Origin of the sequence: Limnobaculum allomyrinae (assembly GCF_016649425.1) — a bacterium.
Taxonomy (GTDB): Bacteria; Pseudomonadota; Gammaproteobacteria; order Enterobacterales; family Enterobacteriaceae; genus Limnobaculum; species Limnobaculum allomyrinae.
In genome coordinates this window covers 78,889-90,773 of record NZ_JADRCR010000011.1, presented here as the reverse complement: position 1 = coordinate 90,773, position 11,885 = coordinate 78,889, and the positions used below count along the sequence as shown (strand labels likewise).

Sequence of the window (11,885 nt, the reverse complement as noted above, 5' to 3'; positions counted from 1 at the left end):
TATCAGAATCAGAATAAGTTCTGGTAGGGAAACAGAATCGGTGGAGCGGTAGTTCAGTTGGTTAGAATACCTGCCTGTCACGCAGGGGGTCGCGGGTTCGAGTCCCGTCCGTTCCGCCACTTATTTATATTATGCCTGCTACATTAGCAGGCGTAGTAGTAAGCGTTCTTTAGGGGCGTAGTTCAATTGGTAGAGCACCGGTCTCCAAAACCGGGTGTTGGGAGTTCGAGTCTCTCCGCCCCTGCCATAAAAAAGTAAAAAACCCTTTGTGAAAACAAAGGGTTTTTTATTGTCTGCGATTTAGCTAAATAATTTAGATTAATTCATTAATATCAATCTGTTATTCAGTCTCCTCAGGAGTGTTGAAGCGACTAATCAATTTATGAATCAATTGATGGTGCTCGCTGTTTTGCAACCAAATTGCATATAAAGGAAGATTGATTGATTGAAGTGGTAACACAGGTTTGAGTTCTGGATGTTGTTTTTGCCAGGATTCAGGCAAAAAAGTGCAGCCAGCGGTATTCCTTAACAGCTGTTTTGCCATCAGTGCTGAGCTGGTTGTCAGAATTGGTAGGATCTCCTGCGTAAAGCATTCTTTTTCCTGTTGTGAAAAGTCGATTCCCCAATCAAGGGAGATATAGGCCCTTTTCTTATCACTGGTTTTTCGCTCAGACATTACCAACTGTAATGGGATTGTGGTTATCCTTTCACTGACCAACTCATCCATTTTGGAAGGCTCTGTGGTAATCAAAAGATCTAGCTGTCTTTCGTGAAGTTGCTGTACTTGGATATTTCGTGGCGCAACTCTGGCGTCAAACTGTAAATTTTTATGTACTAAGTAGAGCGATTCAAGCCAGTCTGTCAGGCCGGTTTCCCAGATTAAAGGCAATGCGCCAATCGATAACGTATTCTTTTTTTGATTGCTTTTGGTGATAGCCGAGCGTGCCTGCTGCCAGGTAATGATTAGATTTTCTGCATAGGGTAGAAGCTGCTCGCCTGCGGCTGTGAGCCGAATATTGTTGCGGTGGCGAGTAAAAAGATTAACGCCTAACTGATTTTCTAACAGTCGTATACGAGAGCTCACTGCTGATTGTGTGAGATACAGAGATTCAGCAGCCCGACCAAAATGACGAGTCTTGCTCACTTCCAGAAAAGTCTTCAGTAATTCTGTATCCACACTATCTCCAAATAATTTTATCGTAACGATTTAAATTTTTTGTTTTACACACCGGCAAGCCTCACTAATACTCCGCGCCATAACGGCATTAATTTAGATACTTAGGAGTATGTCAGATGGCGGAAAGCTTCACTACGACGCATCGTTTTTTTGACAATAAAAATTATCCTCGAGGCTTTTCTCGCCATGGGGATTTCACCATTAAAGAAGCTCAATTGCTAGAACGTTTAGGTTATGCTTTTAATGAGCTTGATTTAGGCAAGCGTGAACCAGCAACAGAAGAAGAAAAACTATTCGTCGCTGTTTGCCGTGGAGAGCGTGAACCTGCAACTGAGTCTGAAAAGGTATGGATTAAATACCTTGATCGTATTCGTCGTCCTAAGCGCTTCCATACGCTATCTGGTGGTAAGCCACAGGTAGATACTGTCGAAGACTTTAACGACACTGATGATTAACTAACGGGGCTTAACGCCCCGTTTTTTATCCTACTGCTTTATAAAGTTGCAACAGTAGCCGATCCATACAACGATAGCTTAATGCTTCAGCAATATGGCTTCTGCTTATCTCTTCACTACCGGATAAATCAGCGATAGTTCGGGATACTTTTAAAATGCGATGCCATCCACGAACAGAAAGCCCAAGTTTTAATAATGCATGTTCAAGGAATAGCGCATCTTGCGGATTAAGCCTACAGTTTGATTCCACCTCTTTGCTACTTAACTGTGCATTAACTTTGCCACTTCTTTGGGTTTGAAGTTTTCTGGCATTCAGCACTCGCTGCCGGACAGATTGGCTGGATTCCCCTTCTTCCCTGCGCTGGCTTAATACACCTTGAGGCAACAACGGTACTTCGATAGATAAGTCGAAGCGATCGAGAAAGGGGCCTGATAATCGGTTTAAATAGCGCATAATTTGCTGAGGATTCGAACGGCTGAGTATCCCCTGATAGTGCCCGGTAGGGCTGGGGTTCATTGCCGCAATCAGTTGAACTCTTGCTGGAAAGCAGACTTTTGCACTGGCCCGGGAAATAACAATTTCACCTGACTCTAATGGCTCTCTGAGAGCATCCAGTACTTTTCTCTCAAATTCAGGTAATTCATCCAAAAATAGCACGCCATTATGTGCCAGCGAAATTTCGCCAGGTCTGGGAATTGAACCGCCACCCACCAGTGCAGCCATCGACGCACTATGATGAGGGGCTCTGAAAGGCCGTTTACGCCAGTTTGACGAATTTTGTGGTGTATGGACTAGGCTTGATATAGCTGCGCTCTCTAAGGCTTCCTGATCGCTTAGAGGAGGTAAAAGTGCATTAAGGCGAGTAGCAAGCATAGTTTTACCAGTACCCGGAGGCCCGAGTAGCAGAAGGTTATGCCCTCCGGCAGCAGAAATTTCCAGTGCTCGTTTTGCCTGCTCCTGACCAATGATATCTTTCAGGTCGGGTAAGGATAATGAATCATCCTGAATAGCTTGTTTAGCCGGTTTGCAAAGCGTAGTTTCATTATCCGACAGGTAATGACATATTTCGGCCAGATTCGTGGCAATCAGGTTATTGCCTTGTTCAATTAACGCCACTTCGGTGGCATTTCCTTGTGAGAGAACCAAAATACGTTCGTTTCTGGATGCTGCCAGCGCTGCCGGTATTGCGCCATTGATTGGTTTTATTTCTCCTGAAAGAGCGAGTTCGCCTAAAAACTCATGCTGCTGCAATTTTGTCGCGGGGATTTGTTCTGATGCTGCCAGTATGGCTAACGCAATGGGTAGATCGAATCGCCCTCCTTCTTTGGGTAAATCTGCCGGCGCTAAATTCACCGTGATCTTTTTAGGTGGAAAAGTAAATCCACTGTTTATCAGGGCACTTCTTACCCGATCTTTTGCCTCTTTTACCGTTATTTCAGGTAAACCAACTAAAGTAAAATTGGGCATTCCGTTGCTGATATGAACTTCAACACTGACGGCCGGCGCCTGAATTCCTATTGATGCTCGGGTGTGAACGATGGCTAATGACATACTGAATTATCCGACTTATTTTTCAGCGGATCCTGTCAGGTTTGAGGGAGATAGTTTTATTTATTTTAGAACGGAGCTTTATTTTTTAGATTTATATTCCAAATAATTGCTAGTTATATAGCTTATATCACTGGTTTTTTGTGTTCCCGATCGATGAAAAATAAATTTTATTCTGAATTGAGTTTTATTTGAATGATAAATAAAGATATTTTTTAATTTATTCTTCTGGAGTTTTAAAACAGAATGAAAAAATAACTTGTCACTTAACACACAACTATGATAACTCTGTAGTCATTCGTTCGACTGATAAAGAATTTTATTGAAACTATGAAGTCTGTAAGCCAAGTGATTAGCCTCGTAATTATTAGTGTGGTGGTGATTGTTATCCCACCGTGCGGGGCAGCACTTGGACGAAGAATGACCTGATTAGTGGTCTGAAATTCAAGAACCCCCGCACTGAGAAGTCGGGGGTTTTTTTATGCGTAATAAAAATTCAAGCAAAACACAACATAAAGCATAACGAAGCAAACAGTATAAAAAACTGTTCTGAGCATGAAGACAAACGGGGTAAGAATGATGAATGGGGCACAGTGGGTTGTACATACATTACGCGAACAGGGTGTTGAGACGGTTTTTGGCTACCCAGGTGGGGCTATTATGCCAGTTTATGATGCGTTGTTTGACGGCGGTATTGAACATTTGCTGTGCCGCAATGAGCAAGGTGCTGCGATAGCCGCTCTTGGTTATGCCAGAGCAACGGGTAAAGTTGGGGTTTGTATTGCGACTTCAGGCCCGGGGGCAACGAACCTGATAACCGGACTGGCGGATGCGTTATTGGATTCAGTTCCCGTTGTGGCTATCACGGGTCAGGTTGCTTCTCCACTGATTGGCACAGATGCTTTTCAGGAGGTCGATGTTTTAGGATTATCGTTGGCCTGCACTAAACACAGCTATCTGGTGGAGTCACTGGAAGAACTGCCAGCCATCATTGCTCAGGCTTTCGCTACCGCCTGTAGCGGTCGTCCAGGGCCCGTGCTTATTGATATTCCGAAAGACATTCAGTTAGCTGCAGGAGATCACCTCAAGCCAGCACTGTTCTCTGTTGAAGAACTTCCTAAAGTTGCTGATGCTGATTTGGCGTTAGCCAGAGAGATGATTACACAATCCAAAAAGCCAATATTATACGTTGGTGGTGGCGTTGGTATGGCTCAGGCGGTTGATGCATTACGTACCTTTGTTAACGTTACGGGAATGCCGGGTGTCTCGACTCTGAAAGGTTTAGGCGCTTTTGATGCTCAAGATCCATGTTATTTAGGATTGCTGGGAATGCATGGTGCCAAAGCCAGTAACTTAGCCGTACAGGACTGTGATCTGTTAGTGGCTATCGGGGTGCGTTTTGACGATCGGGTAACCGGTAAACTTAATGCTTTTGCACCAAATGCCAAAGTTATCCATATGGATATCGACCCGGCCGAATTAGGTAAGTTAAGAACACCTCATGTTGCCTTGCAGGGTGATTTAAATGAGATATTACCTGCGTTACAGCAGCCGATGTCCATCGAGAGCTGGCGCAAATCGGTAATGACAATGAAAAACGAATTTGCTGCCCGCTATGACCATCCTGGCCAACCTATCTATGCCCCGCTATTGTTAAAACAACTTTCTGATAAAAAACCTGAAAACGCCGTAATCACTACTGATGTGGGACAGCATCAGATGTGGAGCGCTCAGCATATGTCATTCAGTCGCCCGGAAAACTTTATTACCTCAAGTGGTTTAGGAACCATGGGCTTTGGTATTCCGGCTGCGGTTGGTGCACAAATGGCTCGTCCTGATGACATGGTGATCTGTGTTTCAGGGGATGGCTCTTTCATGATGAACGTGCAGGAGCTGGGTACGATAAAGCGCAAAAAATTGCCGATAAAAATGGTGTTAGTAGATAACCAGCGTCTGGGGATGGTGAGACAGTGGCAGCAACTGTTTTTTGATGCACGTTATAGTGAAACCGATTTATCTGATAATCCGGATTTTCTGGTACTGGCCAGCGCGTTTGGTATTCCAGGACAGAGTATTTCGCGTAAAGATCAGGTTGATGATGCTTTAAATGCAATGTTAACCAGCGAAGGTCCTTACTTGCTTCACGTCTCAATCGATGAATTAGAAAATGTTTGGCCTCTGGTTCCGCCAGGTGCTGGTAACGAAACCATGCTGGAGAAAGTATCATGACAGAACATCAACTTTATATTCAAACTCGCTTCCGCTCTGAGGTTTTAGAACGTCTACTGCGGGTTGTTCGCCACAGAGGTTTTCGAGTGTGCAAAATGAACATGAATCAGACAGGTAATGGAGATAATATAAATATTCATTTAACCGTTTCCAGTGAGCGTCCTGTCAATTTATTATCTTCTCAGTTAACTAAACTTGCGGATGTCAACAGCGTTGAGATCCTCAATCAAACATCACAACAAATACGCGCATAGCGCGACAAGGAATAGAGACAATGAGTACGAAGAAAGCAGACTACATATGGTTCAATGGCGAAATGACCCCATGGGCTGATGCAAAAGTTCACGTGATGTCTCATGCATTACACTATGGTACTTCGGTATTTGAAGGTGTGCGCTGCTATAACACTCACAAAGGCCCTGCGGTTTTCCGTCATCGCGAACATATGCAGCGTCTGCGTGATTCTGCAAAAATTTATCGTATGCCGGTTTCTTACTCCGTAGATGAATTGATGGCAGCCTGTCGGGAAACATTAAGCAAAAATAATCTGACTAGCGCTTATATTCGTCCGCTCGTATTCATCGGTGATGTTGGTATGGGTGTTAACCCACCGCCAGGATACAAAACTGATGTCATCATTGCGGCTTTCCCTTGGGGAGCTTATTTGGGAGAAGAAGCTCTGGATCAGGGCATCGATGCAATGGTTTCTTCATGGAACCGTTCTGCACCAAATACCATTCCAACGGCAGCGAAAGCGGGTGGTAACTACCTTTCCTCTTTACTGGTTGGTAGTGAGGCTCGTCGCCATGGCTATACCGAAGGTATTGCTCTGGATGTGCATGGTTATGTTTCAGAAGGTGCGGGCGAAAACATCTTCATTATTAAAGATGGCGTAGTCTTTACCCCAACCTTAACTTCTGCGGCTCTGCCAGGAATTACTCGTGATGCCATCATGAAGTTAACTAAAGATCTGGGCTTTGAAATTCGTGAGCAAGTTCTGTCTCGTGAGTCACTCTATCTTGCTGATGAAGTGTTTATGACCGGTACTGCTGCTGAAATTACACCAGTACGCAGTGTTGATGGTATTGAAGTCGGAATTGGCCGCTGTGGCCCTATTACTAAGCAAATTCAACAGCGCTTCTTTGGTCTGTTCAATGGTCAGACAGAAGATAAATATGGCTGGTTAGACTTAGTAAATCAATAATAAATAAAGCAAACATTATACCAACGGGCGGAGTAACTCCGCCCGGATAAAACAACGGGAGTGAATAAAGCATGCCTAAGTATCGTTCAGCTACAACTACACATGGTCGCAATATGGCAGGAGCCCGTGCGCTATGGCGCGCAACGGGTATGACCGATGCTGATTTCGGTAAGCCAATTATTGCCGTGGTGAACTCTTTTACACAGTTCGTTCCGGGCCATGTGCATTTACGTGACTTAGGTAAGCTGGTTGCCGATCAGATTCATGAGTCAGGCGGCGTTGCTAAAGAGTTCAATACTATTGCGGTGGACGATGGCATCGCGATGGGGCACGGAGGCATGCTCTATTCTCTTCCTTCCCGGGAACTGATTGCCGATTCGGTAGAATACATGGTGAATGCTCACTGTGCTGACGCGATGGTGTGTATCTCTAACTGTGACAAAATTACTCCGGGGATGTTAATGGCGTCTTTGCGCCTGAATATTCCGGTAATCTTTGTTTCCGGCGGCCCGATGGAAGCAGGAAAAACTAAGCTATCAGATAAAATCATCAAGCTGGATCTGATTGATGCCATGATTCAGGGAGCCAACCCTGATGTCAGCGATGAAGACAGTGCTCAAATAGAACGCTCTGCCTGCCCTACCTGCGGTTCCTGTTCCGGTATGTTTACTGCCAACTCTATGAACTGTTTAACTGAAGCACTGGGCTTAGCGCTGCCAGGAAATGGTTCTCTGTTAGCTACACATAAAGACCGTAAGCAACTTTTCCTGAATGCGGGTAAAGAGATTGTGGCATTAACCAAACGTTATTATGAGCAGGATGACGCAAGCGTATTGCCTCGCGCTATTGCTAATAAGGCTGCATTTGAAAATGCGATGGTGATGGATATTGCCATGGGTGGTTCAACCAATACCGTATTGCATCTTCTGGCTGCGGCACAGGAAGGTGAAGTTGATTTCACCATGAATGATATTGACCGTTTATCACGCAAGGTTCCTCAACTATGTAAGGTTGCTCCAAGTACCCAAAAATACCATATGGAAGATGTTCATCGTGCCGGTGGTGTTATTGGGATTTTGGGTGAGTTGGAACGTGCCAATCTGCTAAACCGCAATACAAAGAACATTATGGGGCTGAACCTGACGGAAACGTTAGACAAGTTTGACATAATGCGTACCAATGATGATGCGGTAAGAACCATGTTTCGTGCAGGCCCGGCAGGCATTCGTACCACTCAGGCTTTCTCTCAGGACTGTCGCTGGGATTCTCTGGATGACGATCGTTCAGAAGGCTGTATCCGAGATAAAGAGCATGCTTACAGTCAGGAAGGTGGTCTGGCGGTGCTGAATGGTAATCTGGCGGTGGATGGCTGTATTGTTAAAACGGCCGGTGTTGATGATGAACATTTGGTATTCCGTGGCCCGGCAAAAGTATATGAAAGTCAGGAAGATGCCGTTGACGCTATTCTGGGTAAGAAAGTGGTTGCCGGTGATGTCGTCGTTATCCGTTATGAAGGTCCAAAGGGTGGGCCCGGCATGCAGGAGATGTTGTATCCAACGACGTTCCTGAAATCCATGGGATTAGGTAAAAGCTGTGCGTTGATCACCGATGGCCGTTTCTCTGGCGGTACCTCCGGATTGTCTATTGGTCATATCTCGCCGGAAGCAGCCAATGGCGGTTTAATTGGTTTAGTTCGTGATGGCGACATGATTGATATTGATATTCCAAAACGCAGTATTGTGCTGGATGTATCAGACAGTGAATTAGCCAGCCGCCGTCAGACAGAAGTTGCCCGTGGTGACAAAGCCTGGACGCCAGCGGCTCGTGAGCGTCAGGTATCATTCGCTTTACGTGCCTATGCCAGTTTAGCAACCAGCGCAGATAAAGGCGCCGTCAGGGATAAAAGTAAGCTGGGAGGCTAACTGTTATGGCAGTTCCATTACCACTCTCTTCTGCACCGACAGGTGCAGAATATCTGCGAGCCGTGCTCTGTTCCCCGGTTTATGACGTAGCTCAGGTTACGCCATTACAGGTGATGAATAAGCTCTCAGCTCGTCTGAATAATACTGTGCTGGTAAAGCGTGAAGACAGACAACCGGTACACAGTTTCAAACTTCGCGGTGCACACGCGATGATCGCCGGGCTGAATGAGCAGCAGAAAGCCAATGGTGTAATTGCGGCCTCAGCAGGAAATCATGCCCAGGGTGTTGCGTTGTCTGCGACAGGTTTGGGTATTCGCTCTCTGATTGTTATGCCGTTAACGACACCGGATATTAAAGTTGATGCTGTACGTGGCTTTGGTGGCGAAGTGCTGTTGCACGGCGCTAACTTTGATGAGGCGAAAGCCAAAGCCATCGCCCTGTCTCAACAGGAAGGCTATATCTTTATTCCTCCGTTCGATCATCCGGCAGTGATTGCCGGGCAGGGCACCATTGGTATGGAGTTGATCCAACAGGATGCGCATCTTGATCGTGTCTTTGTTCCGGTGGGAGGTGGTGGATTGGCCGCCGGCGTAGCGGTATTGATTAAGCAATTGATGCCAGAAATTAAAATTATTGGCGTTGAAGCTGAAGATTCTGCCTGTCTGGTGGCGGCAATGAATGCCGGGCAGCCCGTTGATCTTGAGCGAGTAGGGTTATTTGCCGATGGTGTAGCGGTAAAACGTATTGGTAATGAGACATTCCGCCTGTGCCGTGAATATCTTGATGATGTTATTACCGTCGACAGCGATGCAATTTGCGCCGCAGTAAAAGATTTATTTGAAGATGTCAGGGCGATTGCAGAACCGTCGGGCGCGTTAGCGCTGGCGGGCCTGAAAAAATATGCTGAACAGCATAATCTGGAAGGAGAACGTCTGGCTTGTATTTTGTCCGGTGCTAATTTGAATTTCCACGGTTTGCGCTATGTCTCTGAACGCTGTGAGTTGGGTGAAAAGCGGGAAGCACTGCTGGCAGTCACTATTCCTGAGCAGAAAGGCAGTTTTCTGAAGTTTTGCCAGCTGTTAGGTGGCCGTTCAGTGACTGAGTTTAATTATCGTTACGCCAGTGATAAAGATGCCTGTATTTTTGTTGGGGTTCGCTTAACCAGAGGCCAGATTGAAAGAGAAGAGATTATCCGCGAATTGCGTGATGACGGTTATCAGGTCGTTGATTTATCCGATGATGAAATGGCTAAGCTACACGTTCGCTATATGGTCGGAGGCCGTCCGGCTAAACCGTTAAGTGAGCGGTTATACAGCTTTGAATTTCCTGAATCTGGTGGAGCTTTGTTAAAGTTTTTACAGACGCTGGGAACCTACTGGAATATTTCTCTGTTTCATTATCGCAGCCATGGTACCGATTACGGTCGCGTACTTGCGGCTTTTGAACTGGTTGGGCATGATGCTGAGTTTGAACAGCATCTTGAACAGTTGGGGTATGATTACCACGATGAGACGGATAATCCGGCGTTCCGTTTCTTTCTGGCGGGATAATCAGGGCAATTATCTGAATGCTGTTGAAGAATGATACTCGGCAGCATTTGGTTTTTCTGATGATGGGCTAATGGGCAGGAGCGATAATGCAATTCAATGGGTTTAGCCAGCGGGGACTAACATTCTTACAGGATGTCAGAATTCAAAATAGAAAAGATTGGTTCGACGATCATCGCCATATCTATGATGATGAGATACTCACCCCCTTTCGTGCGCTGGTGACCGATCTGACTCAGTGCATGATGCTGATTGATCCAGAGTTTGAAACCCGCCCGGCAATTGGTAAAACCCTGTCCAGAATTCATCGTGATACTCGCTTCAGCCATGATAAATCTCGTTATCGCAGCCATATGTGGCTAACCTTCAAACGACACAGCAAAGACTGGAAAGATGCTCCGGTCTACTTTTTTGAAATTGCCCCTGATTTCTATCGTTATGGCCTGGGTTATTACTCTGCCAGTCGGCAAACGATGGATGTACTCCGTTTATTGATGCGCACTGAGCCTAAAGATTTCTTAGCCGTAGCCAAATGCAGTAAATCCCCCTTTGAGCTGGTGGGTGAGAGTTATAAACGACCTTTAATTAAAGAGCAGGATGCCAACATTGCTAACTGGTATAACCGTAAGTCATTTGCCGTTATGCATACCAGTCAGGAGATGGAAATGGTATTTAATAACGGCCTGGTTTCTCAGTTAGAAAAGGGCTTTAAGCAATTGGCTCCCCTTTATCATTATCTGATGCGGGCGGAAATGATTAAACGCAATCCTGAAGAGTGATAGCAATAAAAATCATATCAACTGCCAGAAGGCGTGAATCAGAGGCTCATTAAGGCGTTTTTTCTGTACGCATACCCCCAAATCAAAGGCGGATGTCAGGGTGACGTGGTCTGCTACTGAGATCCGGCTACGAATAGTTTCGGGGCTGTTATCCAGCACTACGCTGGGGATCAGTGCAATACCGCAGCCAAGCGCAACCATAGAAACAATGGCTTCATGACCGGCAACCGTGGCGTAAATTTGTGGATTGCTGATGTGGTAACGGCGGAACCACTGGTCTATACGTCTGCGTGTTGGGCCATGTTCCGGTAAAATAAAAGGAATATTTGCCCAGTCAGGTTTATGTTCCAGCATTTGAGTATGCACCGGGCAAGGCAACGCGGGGGTAATTAACACCAGTGGAACCTCACCAATTTTGCGAAAATCAATGGTAGAAGGCAGGGTTTCCGGGCGACCGGCAATGGCCAGATCTGCATCATTGGACTGAATTTTATCAACTGCATCCGCAGCGTCACCGGTGGTCAATTTTATTTCTACATTGGGGTGCAGGGCTCGGAATTGGTCAAGTATGGTTGGCAGATGGCTGTAGGCAGCCGTTACCGAGCAGAAAATGCGTAGTTCACCGCTAAGGGATTCTCCCTCCTGCGTCAGGGCATTTTTTAACTGCTGATAGTGCAATAATGTTTGTTGAGCAAAGACTTTAAGCTGTTGGCCTGCGTGGGTGAGTTGTACCGTGCGGTTATCTCGCAGAAACAGCATCTGCCCAAGTTCCTCTTCCATTCGCTGTATCTGTCTTGACAGGGTGGAAGGGCTAACATAGGTAGCTTTAGCCGTTTTGCCAAAGTGCTGACTGTCGGCTAAATGAAGAAATAATTTTAAATCACGAAGATCCACATTAAGGCACCAAATTTTGTATTGCAGAAATTGCAATATCATCTTCTTAATATATCAATTTAAGCAATGCAGATCTTGTCTTATTATGAATTTCAGGCGTACTGCAGTTAATGAGTACCAACACAACAA

General features: G+C 45.7%; 11 protein-coding genes and 2 tRNA genes. 10 read left to right on the top strand and 3 right to left on the bottom strand.

Going from position 1 to position 11,885, the window contains the following annotated elements:
• The first annotated feature begins 42 nt into the window (after nt 1–42).
• Together I2494_RS17770 and I2494_RS17765 are read left to right on the top strand one after the other, a co-directional pair.
• Nucleotides 43–119: transfer RNA gene (locus tag I2494_RS17770), tRNA-Asp, on the top strand.
• A 52-nt stretch (nt 120–171) separates the two neighbouring features.
• A tRNA-Trp gene (locus I2494_RS17765) sits at nt 172–247 on the top strand.
• 93 nt (nt 248–340) lie between these two features.
• On the opposite strand, the gene hdfR is transcribed toward I2494_RS17765, so the two are convergent.
• Nucleotides 341–1,177, bottom strand: a complete 837-nt coding sequence (gene hdfR, locus I2494_RS17760) for an HTH-type transcriptional regulator HdfR (RefSeq protein ID WP_218468403.1) — start codon at nt 1,175–1,177, stop codon at nt 341–343.
• A gap of 116 nt (nt 1,178–1,293) precedes the next feature.
• Here hdfR and I2494_RS17755 point away from each other — a divergent pair, with 116 nt between their 5' ends.
• Nucleotides 1,294–1,632: a DUF413 domain-containing protein gene (locus I2494_RS17755; RefSeq protein WP_130590082.1), complete on the top strand. Its 339-nt coding sequence runs from the start codon at nt 1,294–1,296 to the stop codon at nt 1,630–1,632.
• Between the two features lie 25 nt (nt 1,633–1,657).
• Here I2494_RS17755 and I2494_RS17750 read toward each other — a convergent pair whose 3' ends face one another.
• Nucleotides 1,658–3,184, bottom strand: coding sequence for a YifB family Mg chelatase-like AAA ATPase (locus I2494_RS17750; RefSeq protein ID WP_218468402.1), 1,527 nt, complete (start codon nt 3,182–3,184; stop codon nt 1,658–1,660).
• Between the two features lie 327 nt (nt 3,185–3,511).
• Between I2494_RS17750 and ilvL the strand changes: the two genes are divergently transcribed.
• The 7 genes from ilvL to I2494_RS17715 all read left to right on the top strand — a co-directional run bounded on the left by ilvL (nt 3,512) and on the right by I2494_RS17715 (nt 10,862).
• Entirely contained in the window at nt 3,512–3,610 is a 99-nt protein-coding gene (ilvL, locus tag I2494_RS17745) for an ilv operon leader peptide (RefSeq protein WP_218468401.1), read from the top strand.
• A 150-nt stretch (nt 3,611–3,760) separates the two neighbouring features.
• The gene (ilvG, locus tag I2494_RS17740) at nt 3,761–5,410 is read left to right on the top strand and encodes an acetolactate synthase 2 catalytic subunit (RefSeq protein ID WP_218468408.1); all 1,650 of its coding nucleotides are present in this window, start codon (nt 3,761–3,763) and stop codon (nt 5,408–5,410) included.
• Nucleotides 5,407–5,664, top strand: a complete 258-nt coding sequence (gene ilvM, locus I2494_RS17735) for an acetolactate synthase 2 small subunit (RefSeq protein ID WP_130590085.1) — start codon at nt 5,407–5,409, stop codon at nt 5,662–5,664. The genes ilvG and ilvM overlap by 4 nt, the downstream gene beginning before the upstream one ends.
• A 20-nt stretch (nt 5,665–5,684) precedes the next feature.
• Nucleotides 5,685–6,614, top strand: a complete 930-nt coding sequence (locus tag I2494_RS17730; protein ID WP_130590086.1) for a branched-chain amino acid transaminase — start codon at nt 5,685–5,687, stop codon at nt 6,612–6,614.
• A gap of 71 nt (nt 6,615–6,685) precedes the next feature.
• Nucleotides 6,686–8,536, top strand: coding sequence for a dihydroxy-acid dehydratase (gene ilvD / locus I2494_RS17725; protein ID WP_218468400.1), 1,851 nt, complete (start codon nt 6,686–6,688; stop codon nt 8,534–8,536).
• 5 nt (nt 8,537–8,541) lie between these two features.
• A complete protein-coding gene (gene ilvA / locus I2494_RS17720; RefSeq protein ID WP_218468399.1) occupies nt 8,542–10,086 on the top strand; it encodes a threonine ammonia-lyase, biosynthetic in 1,545 nt (514 codons plus the stop codon).
• Between the two features lie 86 nt (nt 10,087–10,172).
• Entirely contained in the window at nt 10,173–10,862 is a 690-nt protein-coding gene (locus tag I2494_RS17715; protein ID WP_218468398.1) for a DUF2461 domain-containing protein, read from the top strand.
• Nucleotides 10,863–10,874: 12 nt separating this feature from the next.
• Here I2494_RS17715 and ilvY read toward each other — a convergent pair whose 3' ends face one another.
• On the bottom strand, nt 10,875–11,756 hold the full coding sequence (gene ilvY, locus I2494_RS17710; RefSeq protein WP_130590090.1) for an HTH-type transcriptional activator IlvY: 882 nt from the start codon (nt 11,754–11,756) through the stop codon (nt 10,875–10,877).
• Nucleotides 11,757–11,885 lie beyond the last annotated feature (129 nt).